Here is a 16,299-nt window from a genome sequence, read left to right on the forward strand (position 1 = left end):
CGTACCAATGCGGGGCATCGGCTGCAACGATCATCTAAGTTAATAAAACGGATCAGTCCTGACGATCAGGGATGCGAATAACGTAGCGCAGGCCTTTGTCGGGTTCACTAAATGCCTGAATTGTGCCGTCCAGGGTTTGAGTCACAAGGTTATAAACGATGTGCGTGCCTAAACCGCTGCCGCCCTGATTGCGCCGGGTAGTGAAAAAGGCGTCGAACAGATGTTCTAACGATGCTTTATCCATGCCTTTACCGTCGTCCTGATATTCCATCACGATATCGGTATCGTCGCGGCTGATGGTCAGGGAAATGTGTCCGGCGGGTTTATTTTCAAAGCCGTGCATTAATGAATTAATCATCATGTTGGTGGTGATTTGTGCAATGACACCCGGCGCGCAGGTGATATACAAATCACCAGGACACTGAATTCTCACTTCATGCTGGGTATTTTTAAATGTGGGTTTCAGCGACTGCAGGATTTCGTGTAAATAACTGTTTAAGTTGAATGTGCGCTGCGCTTCACTGGTTTGGTCTACCGCTACCTGTTTAAAGCTTGCCACTAACTCAGACGCCCGATTCAGGTTACCCATTAGCAAACTGGCTGATTGTTCTGCTTCATCCAGAAAGGTTGCCATGGTTTTGTTCGACAAGGTTTTGTCATTGTAGGCAAGGCGCAAGGCATCGATGCGTTCACTGAGGTAACTGGCGGCAGTAACGCCAACGCCCAGCGGCGTATTTACATCGTGGGCGATACCGGCAACCAGGCCACCTAACGAAGCCATACGCTCCGATTCAACCAATTGATCCTTAATGAGGTTCAGCATTTCGTTATTTTTGGCTAATTCCGCATTACGCTTGCGCAACTCATCTTCAATGTACTGTCGGTTTTCGTTTTCTTGTCTTAATTCCCGCTGATTGGCGATGAGTTCGTCTTTCTGCTGCTCGAGGTCGAGCATGATTTGAGACAGTGACGCAGTCTTCTTCGCCACCTCCTGTTCAAGAATGAGATTTTGGTCGTCGAGTTTGCGGTTGGCCTGGGTCAGTGCTTCACGGGCGCTCGTGAGCTTGGCCTGCGACACAATGAAATCATCAATGACCTGATTAAACGAGTGCTGCAACATACGTAACTCGTTGTCATCATTATCAATAACCGTAATTTTGGCTTCTTCAGGGTGCTCAGGGTCGAAAGACGTCATCTGTCTGCTAAGTTCAGACAATGGCTCCGAAAGCATGTGTTTGAAGGCGGTCATGAACAGAAACACCAGGAACGCGGTTTTGATGATGGCATTTCCAAGAAGGAAGAAAATCCCCACTTCGATACGACTGAGAATAATGTCGAAACTGGAGTAAAGGGTGACATCGCCAACATAAGACTGACGGCCAGAAAATTCAAAGATAAGAGGGAAACTGTAACTGAAAACACCACCCGGATGGTCGCGCATTATCCCTGCCTGAACCGTTTGCCCGTCACTGGGGATGGTGCGGCCTTCGTCGGCAATGAGATCGCCATTTTCATCGCGAACCTGTACGCCCTCAACGATGGGTAGCTTAGTTAGCCCTTCAGAAATAATCCGCGCCTGTACTTTGTTCAGTTCCCAGTTGGCCCGGGTAAGGCTTTCGGCAAAGGTGTTCTTCAGCGTGCGAAGCTCGCTTTCGATGTGGTCCTTGGTGCTCAGGTACTCGGTAAAGATCTGGCCTATTGTGACGATAATCGTCAGGATGAAATAAACCGACAATACACGTGTGAGCAGCTTACGTGACAATCCTGTCTTAACCTTGGACATCCAACTCCAACCTTAATGTTTATTCCCGGTACACAGAATAGGCGGAAAAGCCTGAATTAACAAGCGACCCGGCATTACACTTAAGCATAATTCGTCGTAATATCCTTGACACATAAATGTAATCGTTTTAATAAAACTGTCACAGACCACATCAATAATAGCGGCGTTTTGTAATGAGCAGGAAAATATCAATGTCTCGAACTGTTTTGATAGTAGAAGACGAAGCGCCGATCCGCGAAATGCTTAAGTTTGTGCTTGAGCAATCTGGCTATGAAACGATTGAAGCCGAAGATTTCGACGTCGCACAGCAAAAAATCTGTGAGCCGTATCCGGATTTGATATTGCTTGACTGGATGTTGCCGGGTGGTTCTGGCGTTCAGTTAGCGAAAGGATTAAAGCAACACGAATTTACCCGTGACATTCCGGTGATCATGCTAACCGCCCGTGGAGAGGAAGAAGATAAAATCCGTGGGTTGGACGCCGGGGCCGATGACTATGTCACTAAGCCGTTTTCACCGAAAGAGCTGATAGCCCGTATTAAAGCAGTGATGCGTCGGGTAACGCCTACCTCTAACGAAGAGCCTATCGAGTTCAATGGTCTTAAGCTGGAACCGATTTCACATCGGGTAATGGCCAACAACGACCCGCTGGATATGGGACCGACCGAGTTTAAGCTTCTGCATTTCTTTATGACCCACCCCGAACGTGTCTACAGCCGTGAACTGTTGCTGGATAACGTGTGGGGCACGAACGTTTATGTTGAAGACCGTACGGTTGATGTTCACATTCGTCGTTTGCGAAAAGCGATTTCTCGTCATGGCCACGATGCGATGATTCAAACTGTTCGTGGCGCAGGCTATCGTTTCTCCACCAAACTATAATGTTTGTCGACGCGCATTGCGCGCGTCGTCTATCATTGTCACAATAGCCTTTTCCACTCAAATCAAGGCCTTCTGATTCATGTACTATCCCTTTTCATGGCTACGAAGTGCAATTCGCCTGATTGCGTATTTGCTCGTCTTCGCGCTGGTGGGGTTGTATGTCGACGACATGCTATTTGCTATTGCATTAGGGGCGGTGGGCCTGTTGATTGTCAATTACTGGCAGCTGTTCAAGCTGAATCGCTGGCTCTGGCACAGTCGTAAAATGTCGCCACCTACCGTAAGTGGCGTGTGGGAACATATTTACGAAGGCATTTATTACCTGCAGCGGCGAAACCGCAACAAACGCAAAGAATTAGGTGAGTTGGTAAAACGTTTCCGGGAAGGCTCAGAAGCGCTCCCCGATGCCGCCGTTGTGGTGGACTCCAAAGCCAGTATAATTTGGTGTAACCGGCTGGCCCGACTGGAGCTGGGTTTAAAATGGCCCGGTGATGCAGGCACCCGTATCGACAATCTTATCCGTCATCCAGATTTCATCAGCTACTTTCATGAAGGCGATTTTAGTCATCCCATTGAAGTACCTGCGCCTACCAACCCCAACAAAACCTTTGAATACCGGATCATGCCCTATGGCGAAGAGCACTTGCTGCTTATTGCCCGAGACGTAACCCGGGTATCTCAGTTGGAAGAAATGCGGAAAGACTTCGTGGCGAATGTGTCTCACGAGCTACGTACGCCGCTTACCGTGTTATCGGGCTATCTGGAAATCCTGCCAGAAGATGAAGATAACCCGATGGTGCAGAAGGCGATGAAAGAGATGTCTGCGCAGGCCCAGCGAATGCAGAGTTTGATTGAAGATCTGTTGGTGTTATCGCGCATTGAGGCCAGCTCAGAGCGGATTTACGAAAATAAAGTAAATATGCCCGCCATGTTAGCGCAGCTCGAAAAAGAAGCTGCCACACTGAATGTCGACAAAGGGCATAAGATTACTTTCCATATTGATCCCGCGCTCTGGGTATTTGGGGTGGAAACAGAACTGCGCAGTGCCTGTTCGAATCTGGTATTCAACGCTGTGCACTATACGCCACCTGGCGGCGAAATAAACGTTCATTGGCGGCGTGAAGGCCACGATGCCTTATTTGCCGTTATTGATAACGGTGACGGCATTGAACAGAACCATCTGGCGCGGCTCACTGAACGCTTTTACCGGGTGGACAAAGCCCGTTCAAGAAAAACCGGCGGTTCCGGTCTGGGCTTGTCTATTGTGAAACACGTGCTCAGCCATCATAATTCTCAGCTGGATATTACCAGTACCGTAGGAGAGGGCAGTCAGTTTTCGTTCCTGCTGGATGAAGAGTTGATTACGGAGAAGTCATGAGCCGTTGGTGTCAGGTGTTAGTCAGTGCTTTGCTGTGTATGAGTACTTTTCAGGTTTGTGCAGAGGAATCTGTGCCTGAATACACCCGAAGCCCCGGCGTTGCCGGTAAAATAACCTCAGTTGGCTCAGATACCCTGGCAAACCTGATGGCCATGTGGTCGCAGGAATTCATGGAGATGTATCCTCAGGTCAAATTTCAGATCCAGGCTTCAGGCTCCTCTACGGCACCACCCGCACTTACCGAAGGCACTGCAACCATCGGCCCCATGAGTCGTGAATTGAAACCCTCTGAAATCCGCGATTTTGTTCGCGAGCATGGTTATCCGCCCACGGTGGTCAGGGTTGCCATGGATGCCATCGCGATTTTCGTCGAACGGAAGAATCCCATTGAAGGGCTTACGCTGGAGCAAGTCGACGGTATTTTCTCAACCACCCGATTCTGCGGTGCACGGGAAGCCATTACCGACTGGTCACAGCTTTTATCAAATCAGAACGCCACCGTGTCGCCAATACGTATTTTTGGTCGGAACTCGGTTTCCGGTACCTATGGGTTGTTTAAAGTGATGGCGCTTTGCGACGGAGATTTTCGCGCCACGGTGAACGAGCAGCCCGGCTCTGCTTCGGTGGTGTTGTCTGTTGCGTCGAGCAACGATGGTATCGGATACGCCGCCTACGGTTACAAAACCGCTGGCGTTAAAGCCCTGGCTATCGGAGACTCTGCGCAGTCACTGGTACCGTTAACCACGCAAACTGTGCGCAATGAAACCTATCCCTATGCCCGTTTTCTGTATCTGGTCGTGAATAAAGCACCGGGTAAACCATTGCCTACCCTGGAAAGAGAGTTTTTACGCTATGTCCTTTCCCAGCAGGGGCAAGATCAAGTGAGCAAGGACGGCTATTTTCCGGTTCGCGAAGATTTATTGCTTCGCCAACGCCGATATTTAGAAGATACCGCCGTTAAACTGTAGTCTCAGACTGTCATTAAAGCTTCATACTTTAGTTTAATTCGGTGCCTGCCAAACAGGGCTATTTCCCAGTATTCACGGGTTGTCCAGCCGCGTTTTGCATCTCCATAATTAGAGTATATTCAGAAATCTTGTTATTTTTCATGCACTAATTATTTAAACGTGCTGATCCACGCCATTTAGATACTAAAAGTTCATTTTTTCCTGTGAAAGTTTTGTTACAACGCCAGAGTGTAACAAATGTGTCATTTACCTTCGGTAAAGTTCCTGCGTTTTCTAAATCCATAATCATATTCGCACTTGGAGATACGAATGGAACTTAAGCACTTATTTCAAGCTTCCGCGATTGCAACGGCACTCGTGTTAGCTGGCTGTGGCGGCGATATCAACATTTCAGAAGGGAACATCGATAACAGCGTAGAAAATAACTACGGTAACGGTGGTAGTGATTCAGGTTCTGGCGATTCTGGTGATACAGATACCGCGCCTGGTGAAGTAAGTTCAGGCCTGAGCTCTCAGGTTTCTACCGCGTTCGGTAGCGATGTAACGGTTCGTGTTCTATCTGGTCGCTTAACTGCGGATATGGCTGACGACAGCGGTAACATCACGCTGACTAACGACACCGTATGGGCACTGGACGGTGCAGTATTCTTTGGTAACGACAACGCAGACAGCGTGAACCTGGTTATCGAAGAAGGTACAACAATTTTCGGTCGCAGCGGTAACGACTACATGGTAGTAAGCCGTGGTTCAACTATCGAAGCAAACGGTACTGCAGCAGCACCTATCATTCTGACTTCTATCGAAGACGTGGTTGGCGGTGACGCACAGCCTGGTCAGTGGGGTGGTCTGGTAATGCTGGGTAACGCTTCTTCTAACCAGTGTCCTGATACCGGCGCATGTTCTCTGCAAATCGAAGGCGCTGAAGAAGGTGCGGTATTCGGTGGTACAGACGACACTGAAAGCTCTGGTTCTATCAGCTACATGGTAATCAAATACTCAGGTTTCGAAATTGCACCAGATAACGAGCTGCAAGGTCTGACTATGGGTGGCGTAGGTTCTGGTACCTCTATCGACCACATTCAGGTACACGCGTCTTCTGACGACGGTATCGAATTCTTCGGCGGTAGCCCGCAACTGAAATATGTACTGGTTACTGGTGCACAAGATGACTCTTTAGACTGGGATAACGGTTTTACTGGTAAAATCCAGTACGCTTTCCTTGAGCATGCGACAGACGACACTGATGCAAACCGTGGTATCGAAGCTGATAACGACGGTTCAGATCCGGCAAATGAGCCACAGTCTAACCCAATGATTTCTAACCTGACCATCATCGGTAACAACTTCGACGGCGACGACGATTCTGAAGGTGTTTACCTGCGTGAAGGTACCGGTGCACAGATTTACAACATGGTTGTGACGGGTCCTGCAGGCATGGGCGAGTGTTTTGAAGTTGAAAACGTGACTGAGTCTCAGGCTAACCTGGCCGACGGCACTATCACTATTCAAAACTCTGTTATGGCTTGCCGTAACGGTGAAAACTTTAAGAACGATGACGGCGCCGTTGATCTGGAAGACTGGTTCTTAAACACCATGACTGGCAACACCGTTTCTGAAGCGATTGCACTGAATGCAGACGGTTCACCAACGTCTGGTAGCCCACTGTTAGGTGCAGGTGCTGACGCATCGCAAATCGACGGTTTCTTTGATGCGACTGACTACATCGGTGCACTGGATGGCGTAACTGACTGGCGTGATGGCTGGGCATTCGGTTTCGGCGGCGGTGAAGTTACTGGCGTTGTTGAATCGGTTGACGGTTGTCCTGCAAGCACTACTGAAATTGATTCTGTAGACGGCACCACCACTACCTGTCAGTTAACTGGCCGCATCACTTCTGATGTAACCCTGACTGAAGGCAACATGTATGCCCTGTCTGGCGCAGTATTCATCGGTGGCGACAACACTGACAGCGCAACACTGACTATTGAAGAAGGTGTCACTCTGTACGGTGCAAGCGGTAACGATTACCTGGTAATCAGCCGTGGTTCACAAATTGATGCGCAAGGTACTGCTGCTAACCCAATCACCTTTACTTCACAAGCTGACGTAGCGTCTGATGCCGGTGAGCCGGGTCAATGGGGTGGTCTGGTAATGCTGGGTAACGCGCCATCTAACCAGTGTCCTGAAACCGGTGCATGTTCACTGCAAATCGAAGGTGCAGAAGAAGGTGCGGTATTCGGCGGAACCGATACTGCTGATAACTCAGGTACTATCCGCTACGTTCGCATCATGCACTCAGGTTTCGAGATTGCACCTGATAACGAACTGCAAGGTCTGACTATGGGTGGCGTAGGTTCTGGTACTGATATCAGCTACGTACAAATCCACAAGTCTTCAGACGATGGTGTTGAATTCTTTGGCGGTAACGTTGACATGAAGTACGTAGTACTGACTGACAACCAAGATGACAGCATCGATTGGGATAACGGCTTCCAGGGTCGTATGCAGTATGTACTGGTTCGCCAGGCAACTGACGATTCAGATGCGAACCGCGGTATCGAAGCCGACAACGACGGTTCTGACCCGGCTAACCAGCCACAGTCTAACCCGACTCTGTCTAACGTAACCATCATTGGTAACAACTTCGACGGCGACGACGATTCAGAAGGTGTTTACCTGCGCGAAGGTACCGGCGCTCAGCTGTCTAACTTCATCGTAACTGGCCCTGCTGGCATGGGTGAGTGTTTCGAAATCGAAAACGTTGTTGAGTCTCAGGCTAACCTGACTGACGGCACCACCACTTTCACAAACTCTGTGATTGCTTGTGAAAACGACGAGAACTTCAAGTTCGACGCGGGTGCGACTGACCTGGAAAACTGGTTCCTGAACACCATGACTGGCAACGCAGTAGTCGCTACTCAAGCAGAAGTCGTTAGCGGCATCTACAGCATCACTGATGCGGTAACGCCTAAAGACTGGACGGGTGATACTTTCTTCGACAACGTGGACTTTGTTGGTGCCGTGTCTGAAGACGACGACTGGACTGCTGGCTGGACCGTTGGTCTGGAGTAATCACTCCTAATCCCTCCATCAAGGCAGGCACGTTGCAGCAAAAGTAGCGTGCTTGCTTTTTAAGTATTAAAAGCAACGTTTTTAAACGTTGATGTGTAAGAACGCTTTTCCACGAGGTTTACAATGAAAAAGCCTGCAATCAGATTTCCTGTCAAGCCATTGAGTCTGGCGATACTGGCAACATTCGCAGCGGCTACCGTGCCTGCAGTTGCTCAGGAAGCTGACGATGAGGAAGTCATCGAAGAAGTGGTTGCCACTGGTACCCGTCTGAAAGGTACGGCAACAGCAGTAATGGAAGAACGGAAAAACCAGGCATTCGTTGCTGACATCATGGGTGCGGAACAAATCTCTCGTACCGGTGACTCCGATGCGGCTTCTGCCCTGCGTCGTGTAACGGGTTTGACACTGGTTGACGGTAAATTCATTTATGTACGTGGCTTGGGTGAACGTTATTCATCTACCCAGCTGAACGGCCTGGCTGTGCCTAGTCCAGACCCAACCCGTAACGTTATTCCGCTGGATTTATTCCCATCTACGATTATCGAAAGCTTGTCGGTACAAAAAGCCTACTCGCCTTCTATGCCTGCGTCTTTCGGTGGTGGTAACGTTGATATTCGTCTGAAAACCATTCCTTCAGATTACGTATTCAGTGTTCAGGGCCAGTTAGGTTCAAACACCAATAACTTTGACGACGCTTACCAGTACAATGGTGGCGGTGATGACTGGTTTGGTGAAGATGACGGCACCCGTGCGGCGCCAGCAGCCATTGTTGATCAGTGGGAGAGCAAACAGTTCCTCGATGGCATTAGCCAGGAAGAGTCTGTTGCCTTGTTCAAAGGTTTGAACCGTGACTACGATCCACGTTTGGAAAGCGTAGACCCGGATTACAAAGCCAACCTGTCGATTGGTAACAGCTTTGATTATGACGACGACTGGCGTTTTGGTTTCCTGCTTGCCAGTGGTTACGACCGTTCTACCGATGTAAGCGAAGAGTATGTGGGCGAACAGCCACTGCGTAACGGTGAAGAAATCCGTATGATTCGCTTTTATGACGAAGTAAACACCACTGAGAAATCGGTGAAGTGGTCGACCCTGTTTAACGTAGGTGTCGATTACAATCGTCAGCATCGTGTGGACTATAGCTTTATCGTGTTGAGCGATACCCGCGACCAGATCCGCGACATGATTGGTAACACTGCCAACATCACGTTATCTGATAACCAGCGTGTTCGTAAGTACGAAGTGCAATACGAAGAACGGAAAATGTTCACCAACCAGTTACGTGGTACACACACGTTCCCTGAGTTAGGTTTCCTTGGTTTTGACTGGAAATATTCTGAAGGCCGTTCTTCCCGTGATGCCCCAGGTAACATGGAAGCCCGCTTCCTGCTGGAAGACGATAATTTAGATGGCATTTACGATCGCGAAACAGAAAGCAGCCTGAGTAACTCTACAACGGCTGGCCGCTATTCATTCCAAACGTTGCATGACCGCGTAGAAAACTTCGCCTACAACGTAAACTACCCGTTGATGATTGATAACTGGGAAATGGAATTTAAAGCAGGTGGTAACTTCCTGAGCAAGACACGTGTTGCAGACAACCGTCGTCTGGACATCAGTACCCGTGCGTTTACCGATACGTCTATTCTGGAAGGCTACAACTTTAACGACATCCTTACCGATGAAGTTCTGGATAGCGCTAGCTACAGCACACAAAACCTGCTGCGTGATACCACAGTTGCTGGTGACGACTATGCTGCTGGTCAGAAAGTGGATGCTTACTACTTTGAAGCCGACCTGTTCTGGAACAACCTGTGGCGTTTCAGTGGTGGTGTGCGTTACGAAGACTTCCGCCAGGCGGTTGTCCCGTTCGATCCACGTACCAACCAGTTCGACTTAACTGACGAAGCAGACCGTTCACAGCTGGCTTTCCAGGAAGACGCGTTCTATCCGTCGCTGGCGGTAACATACTTCCTGCAGGAAGACATGCAGCTGCGTTTCAGCTACGGTAAAACGGTAGTGCGTCCAGACCTGCGTGAAGTCTCGTCTTCAACGTATATCGACCCGCTCACCGAAAACCCGGTAGGCGGTACACCAGGACTGCGTACCACGTCTATCAATAACTTTGATATTCGCTGGGAATGGTACCGTGAAGCCGGTAACAACCTGTCACTGGGCCTGTTCTACAAAGACATGGATTCACCCATTGAATCGGTTCAGTCGCCTGCACAGGATGGTCCGCCGCTTATTCGTATCGCTAATGCCGAAACCGGTAAGATGTACGGTATGGAAGTGGAGTTCCTGCAAGGTCTTGAAGTGATTGGCGACGGTATCTGGGACAACCTGTTTGTGTCCGGTAACCTCACCTTAAGTGACTCAGAGATTGAGCTGGACCCGGCTAACATTGAAGAGCAAACCGGTGTTTCGACCTCGATCACTAACCCGACACGGGCGATGACCGGTCACTCGAAATGGGTAGTGAATACGCAATTCGGTTATGACTCAGATAACGGTGAACACTCTGCATCTTTAGTCTATAACGTGTTTGGTCCGCGTATCCTGATCCCGGGCATCGATGGCTTCGATGACAGCTTCGAACAACCGTTCCATTCTCTCGATGTGGTGTACAAGTGGTACCCGGATTTTAATACCACTGTCACATTGAAAGTTCAGAATATGCTTGATCAGGAAAAGAAAATTGAGTTTGAAGACACCTTACTGCGGTCTGAAACCCGCGGCACGTCATTTAGTTTAGCGTATCGCTACGACTTCTAATCAACTCATCAAGAGCCGCATCAGCGGCTCTTTTTTTATCACGTCATTGTTCAATTGTGACAATAGAAATATGACAGTCATGTAATAAAACTGTCATAGAAAGTTCCTATCCTACGCCCAGAAATTTAAGCTCGGCGAAAGCCGTATCCTTTAACTGTAAGGTTTGAATGTATGAAGCTTTTCAACTCTTTGCTACTGGCGAGCGCCATGACGGCCACCTTCGCCATGGCACAAGACGATAGCGTCTTGAAACCCGCTGTAGATGAAGCCGCTAAGATCAACGAAAGTGCCGCTAAGTCTCAGGACAAAATCAACAACATCGCTGATCAAATCGATAGCAAACTTCAAGCGTTCAAAACGCTGAACAAAGAAATTGAAGGGCTGAACGTTTATAACAATCAGCTGAGCAAGCAGATCGCCAACCAGGAACAGGAAATGGCGGATCTGAACGCATCTATCGACGAAGTTTCGGTTATCGAGCGTCAAATCACGCCACTGATGATTCGCATGATTGACGGTCTTGAGCAGTTCGTTGCTCTGGACGTGCCTTTCCTGGAAGAAGAGCGTGCTAAGCGTATTGCTGACTTAAAAGACATGATGGACCGCGCAGACGTTTCTGCTTCTGAGAAATTCCGTCGTGTAATGGAAGCCTATCAGGTAGAGATGGATTACGGCCGTACTATGGAAGCGTACAGCGGTATTCATTCAATCGACGGCACTGAGCGCGATGTAGAGTTCCTTCGCCTTGGCCGTACCGCACTGATTTATCAAACCCGTGACGCCAGCAAGCAAGGCGTATGGAATAAACAAACCCGTCAGTGGGAAGAACTGGACAGCAGCTACCGCACACAGATCACCAAAGGTCTGCGTATGGCGAAGAAACAGCTGGCACCAGATTTGTTAATGCTGCCTGTTGCAATCACGGACTAAGAGGTACTGACCATGTTAAAGCAGATTAAATTCGTCGCAGCTGGTCTTGCCGCTGCCACATTAAGCTTCGGTGCAATGGCGGAAAACGAACGCGCACTGGACTTAGACGCACTGTTAAAGCAACTGGAAGAAGGCCAGTTTGCACAGTCTCAACAAAACAAACAGCGCGAGCAGGATTTCGTTGCACAGCGTGCACAGCAGGATCAAATCCTGGCTGATACCCGCAAGCAACGCGATAACGCGCTGAAAACGTCTGAAAACCTGGAAACCCAGTTCGAAGAAAACGAATTCAAACTGGCTGACCTGAATCAGGCGCTGGATACCCGTTTAGGTTCATTAAAAGAACTGTTCGGTGTGCTGCAACAAGTTGCTGGCGACACTAAGAGCAAGTTCCAGAACTCTGTGGTTTCTGCACAAATCCCTGGCCGTGCCGAGTTCCTCGACAATATGGCGCAGGCAATGGGCAAGAGCTCTAAGCTGGCTTCTATCGAAGAAATCGAGCGCGTATGGTTCGAAATGCAGCGTGAGATGACTGAATCTGGCAAAGTCACCAAGTTCGAAACCTCTGTGGTTGAAGCGGGTGGCGAGAAAGTCAATAAAGAAATCGTTCGCGTAGGTCCGTTCGCTCTGGTTGCTGACGGTAAATACCTCGACTTCAACGGTATTACTGGCACCGTAGCTGAACTGGTTCGTCAACCTGCTGACCGTTACGGCGACTCTGCACAGGCACTGCAAAACTCAAACGGTGAACTGGTTGAGTTTGGTATCGACCCAACTGGCGGTTCTATTCTTGGCCTGCTGGTTCAGGCACCTGACCTGAAAGAACGTGTAGAGCAGGGCGGTGAAGTTGGTTACATTATCCTTATCGTAGGTGCGATTGGTCTGCTGCTGGCGCTTGAGCGTCTGATTAGCCTGACACTCATCAACGGTAAAGTGCAGAAGCAGCTGAAACGCAAAGAAATCAAAACAGATAACCCGCTGGGCCGCGTACTGAAAGTACGTGAAGACCACCCTGATGCAGACGTTGAGGCGCTGGAACTGCACCTGACAGAAGCGATTCTGGGCGAAGTACCGAAGCTGGGCCGTAACCTGACAATCATCAAGATTATCTCTGTTGTTGCACCGCTGATGGGTCTTCTGGGTACAGTAACCGGTATGATCAACACCTTCCAGGCAATTACCCTGTTTGGTACTGGCGACCCGAAACTGATGGCCGGTGGTATTTCTACCGCGTTGGTAACCACGGTACTGGGTCTGGTAGTGGCCATACCTATGACACTGCTGTACGCCATGCTGAATACCCGTAGCAAGAACATCGTTTACGTACTGCAGGAACAGGCGTCAGGTGTAATCGCTGAGCGCGCAGAGCGAGGCTAAGCCGATGATCGCATTCCTCGAAGCAATACGCGATTTTACAGAGACTGGGGGCCAGGTTCTGCTGGTCATCGGTCTGCTGATATTCATCATGTGGTTGCTGATCCTCGAGCGTGCGATGTACCTGCTGATTTGGCACAAAAACTACAAGAATCAAGCGGTAGCTGACTGGAAAGCCCGTCAGGACCGCTCCTCCTGGTTCGCTGAGCAAGTCCGTGCAAAAACGGTTTCAGCGTTAACCATTCAGTTACGGGGCAGTATCCCGATTATTCAGTCGCTGGTAGCACTTTGTCCGCTACTGGGTCTGATGGGAACCGTAACCGGTATGATTGAAGTTTTTGACGTAATGGCCATTTCCGGCTCGGGTAACGCCCGCTCTATGGCATCAGGTGTCTCCAAAGCTACTATCCCCACAATGGCGGGCATGGTAGGCGCACTGTCAGGCGTATTCGCCTCGACCTGGTTGAACCGTATGGTGAAAACCGAGCGCATGAAACTGGAAGATGCACTAATTATTGACCGCAAAGGCTAAGGCCTTAGGCCAGGAACAAAATTATGAAGCAGCATTTTCAAAATCTGATTGACGAAGAAGAAGCCACCATTGATATGACGCCCATGCTGGACGTTGTTTTCATCATGCTTATCTTCTTCATTGTAACCGCGTCTTTCGTAAAAGAAGCCGGTATCGATGTTAACCGTCCTGAAGCGGCGACTGCGGTAAAACAGGATCGCGCCAATATTCTTATCGCGATTTCTGATACCGGTGAAATCTGGATCAACAAGCGTCGTGTTGATGTGCGTGCCGTACAGGCCAACATCGAGCGTCTGCATGCCGAGAACCCGCAGGGTACGGTAGTGATCCAGGCAGATCAGAAAGCCACTACGGATACCCTGATCAAGGTGATGGATGCCTCCCGTGCGGCAGGCGTTTACGAAGTTTCAATCGCAGCACAAGAGCCTTAAGCCATGCCACGATTTATCATCGCATTTGTCATTTCGCTGGCGATCACGCTCGGCCTGTTCTTCCTGATGCAATCACTCATCAAGATGGGCGGCAGTGCGCTGACAGAGCCACCAAAAGGCAGTGTGCTTGACTTTGTGCGGGTGAAGAAAGAGGAAACGGTTGAACAAAAAGACCGTAAACCTCGGAAGCCACCACCGCCAAAAGAGCCACCGCCGCAAATGAGTTCACCACAAATGGACTCACCGTCTCCAGACGCCAATGGTACTTCAATGGACTTTGGCGGTGATATGGCGGCTGACGTTGCCCTTGATGGCGGTCTGGCGCTGGAATCCGGTGACGGTGAATACCTGCCAATCGTTAAGGTTGCGCCTGTGTATCCACGCCGGGCACTGCAACGTGGTATCGAAGGTTTTGTTATCGTGGAATTTATGGTAACCAAACAAGGTACAGTGCGCGATCCGATTGTGGTTGAAGCCAATCCATCCGGCATTTTTGAACAGGCTGCTATGGACGCCGCTATGAAGTTCAAATATAAGCCGCGGGTAGTTAACGGTGAAGCCACGGAAGTATCTGGCGTGCAAAACCGTATTACCTTCCAGATTGACGGGTAAGTATTATGAGTAAGCATTTATCCAAACGATTTGCGTGTGTACTGTCGCTGGCCATGATGGCGGTGACAGTGGTACCGGCTGCATTGATAAGCGGCGAGGCACAAGCACAGGAAACCAAAGCCAGCGACAAGAAAACCCGTCGGGTACCTACGTTGCGTGGCAAGGTGTACGAGCAGCTTGCGCGTGCACAGGCAGCAGGTGACGCCGGTAATATCGACGAAGCTATTGCTATCCTTGATGAAGTTAAGGATAAAGATAGTTCAATGAACAGCTACGAACAGGCCATGATGTATAACTTCTATGGCTTTATTTACTACAACAACGAAGATTACGACAAAGCGTTGGAAAACTTCGCCCAGGTAGTAGAGCAACAACCCATCCCGGAGAAATTCGAGATGACCACGCTGTTCAGTTTGTCACAGCTGAATCTGATGCAGGGTAATTACCAGGCCAGTATCGATTATCTTGAGCGCTGGGAAGCGCTGAACGATGGTCCGGTGCCGGTAAAAAATCTGGTACTGAAAGCCCAGGCTTATTATCAGGCTAAGGAATACGCCAAAGCGGAACCGTTTATCGTGCAAGCGATAAAAGACCACGAAGCGGAAGGCATGATCCCTGATGAGAACTGGTTAATCCTGCAGCGCGCGATTTATTACGAGCTCAAGCAACCTGAGAAAGTAAAGAACGTGCTAATCAAACTGGTAAAACTGTTTGATGAGCCAAAATACTGGATTCAGCTTGCCGGTATGTACGGTGAACTGGGCGAAGAGCGCAAGCAACTCGCGATCATGGAATCTGCCTACCAAATGGGTTACGTGGAATCGGCTGCCGATGTCTTTAACCTGGCGCAACTGTATTACTATCACAAGGTACCTTACAAAGGCGCACTGCTGATGGAACAGGCCATGAAAGACGGCACGCTGGAGAGAAACCTGCGTAATATGCGTTTCCTGGGCCAAAGCTGGACGTTAGCAAAAGAACAGGGTAAAGCCATTCCAGTAATGCAGTCGGCGGCAGAAATGTCGGAAGACGGTGAGCTGGATGCGCAGCTAGCGCAAATTCTGCTTAACGCAGAGCGCTGGGACGACGCCATTGTTTCTGCTGACCACGCCATCGAAAAGGGTCAACTGCGTAATCCGGGTCTGGTTTATCTGATTAAAGGCATGGCGCTGTACAACAAAAAGCAGTATGCCGCAGCCTTAAATCAACTGGCTGAAGCCGAGAAGCATCAGCGCAGCAAAGCCATGGCGCAACAGTGGAAACGCTTTGTTGAGTCTGAAAAGACCCAACAGGAAGCCATCTCCGCTGAGCTTTCTATCTAGATTCAAAAATACGTTACGAGGCCGGTTTTACACCGGCCTTTTTTATTACTTTCATTTACAGTGTCATATTCACCGTCTATCCTCACTAGCCTAACGACAACGCTTTACTGTTAACGCATGAGCTAACGTTTCTTGAAATTCATTCCTATGTATAGCTTTGGTAGCCATAGTTTTTCTCAAAGTCATGTATAGTTTTGTAAAGCGTATTATTTATGCCTGATACAATAATAAAACCAGGCCC

At 49.3% G+C, this 16,299-nt stretch carries 12 protein-coding genes; 11 read left to right on the plus strand and 1 reads right to left on the minus strand.

From position 1 onward, the window contains the following. Positions 1–52: 52 nt before the first annotated feature. Positions 53–1,783 (minus strand): sensor histidine kinase, encoded by a 1,731-nt coding sequence (locus BFC18_RS03735; RefSeq protein WP_070123850.1) that lies wholly within the window; start codon positions 1,781–1,783, stop codon positions 53–55. Positions 1,784–1,974: 191 nt separating this feature from the next. On the opposite strand from BFC18_RS03735, the gene phoB reads away from it, so the two are divergent. The 11 genes from phoB (at position 1,975) to BFC18_RS03790 (ending at position 16,058) form a co-directional block, all read left to right on the plus strand. Further along, positions 1,975–2,664: a phosphate regulon transcriptional regulator PhoB gene (gene phoB, locus BFC18_RS03740; protein WP_070123851.1), complete on the plus strand. Its 690-nt coding sequence runs from the start codon at positions 1,975–1,977 to the stop codon at positions 2,662–2,664. Between the two features lie 79 nt (positions 2,665–2,743). Beyond that, the gene (gene phoR / locus BFC18_RS03745; protein ID WP_070123852.1) at positions 2,744–4,042 is read left to right on the plus strand and encodes a phosphate regulon sensor histidine kinase PhoR; all 1,299 of its coding nucleotides are present in this window, start codon (positions 2,744–2,746) and stop codon (positions 4,040–4,042) included. A 38-nt stretch (positions 4,043–4,080) separates the two neighbouring features. Beyond that, the gene (locus tag BFC18_RS03750) at positions 4,081–5,010 is read left to right on the plus strand and encodes a PstS family phosphate ABC transporter substrate-binding protein (RefSeq protein ID WP_245680334.1); all 930 of its coding nucleotides are present in this window, start codon (positions 4,081–4,083) and stop codon (positions 5,008–5,010) included. A 309-nt stretch (positions 5,011–5,319) separates the two neighbouring features. Continuing rightward, the gene (locus BFC18_RS03755) at positions 5,320–8,082 is read left to right on the plus strand and encodes a hypothetical protein (protein WP_070123854.1); all 2,763 of its coding nucleotides are present in this window, start codon (positions 5,320–5,322) and stop codon (positions 8,080–8,082) included. 123 nt (positions 8,083–8,205) lie between these two features. Next, positions 8,206–10,857 carry a TonB-dependent receptor domain-containing protein gene (locus BFC18_RS03760; protein WP_070123855.1) on the plus strand — a complete coding sequence of 884 codons (2,652 nt, stop codon included), beginning with the start codon at positions 8,206–8,208 and terminating at the stop codon, positions 10,855–10,857. A gap of 171 nt (positions 10,858–11,028) precedes the next feature. Then, positions 11,029–11,787, plus strand: coding sequence for a DUF3450 domain-containing protein (locus BFC18_RS03765; RefSeq protein ID WP_070123856.1), 759 nt, complete (start codon positions 11,029–11,031; stop codon positions 11,785–11,787). Positions 11,788–11,799: 12 nt separating this feature from the next. Continuing rightward, on the plus strand, positions 11,800–13,164 hold the full coding sequence (locus tag BFC18_RS03770) for a MotA/TolQ/ExbB proton channel family protein (protein WP_070123857.1): 1,365 nt from the start codon (positions 11,800–11,802) through the stop codon (positions 13,162–13,164). Between the two features lie 4 nt (positions 13,165–13,168). Continuing rightward, on the plus strand, positions 13,169–13,693 hold the full coding sequence (locus BFC18_RS03775; protein ID WP_070123858.1) for a MotA/TolQ/ExbB proton channel family protein: 525 nt from the start codon (positions 13,169–13,171) through the stop codon (positions 13,691–13,693). 23 nt (positions 13,694–13,716) lie between these two features. Continuing rightward, entirely contained in the window at positions 13,717–14,124 is a 408-nt protein-coding gene (locus BFC18_RS03780) for an ExbD/TolR family protein (protein ID WP_070123859.1), read from the plus strand. A 3-nt stretch (positions 14,125–14,127) separates the two neighbouring features. Then, positions 14,128–14,736: an energy transducer TonB gene (locus BFC18_RS03785; RefSeq protein WP_070123860.1), complete on the plus strand. Its 609-nt coding sequence runs from the start codon at positions 14,128–14,130 to the stop codon at positions 14,734–14,736. Between the two features lie 5 nt (positions 14,737–14,741). After that, entirely contained in the window at positions 14,742–16,058 is a 1,317-nt protein-coding gene (locus BFC18_RS03790) for a tetratricopeptide repeat protein (RefSeq protein ID WP_070123861.1), read from the plus strand. Positions 16,059–16,299: the final 241 nt, after the last annotated feature.

The sequence above is a fragment of the Alteromonas confluentis genome (assembly GCF_001757105.1).
Classification (GTDB): Bacteria; Pseudomonadota; Gammaproteobacteria; order Enterobacterales; family Alteromonadaceae; genus Alteromonas; species Alteromonas confluentis.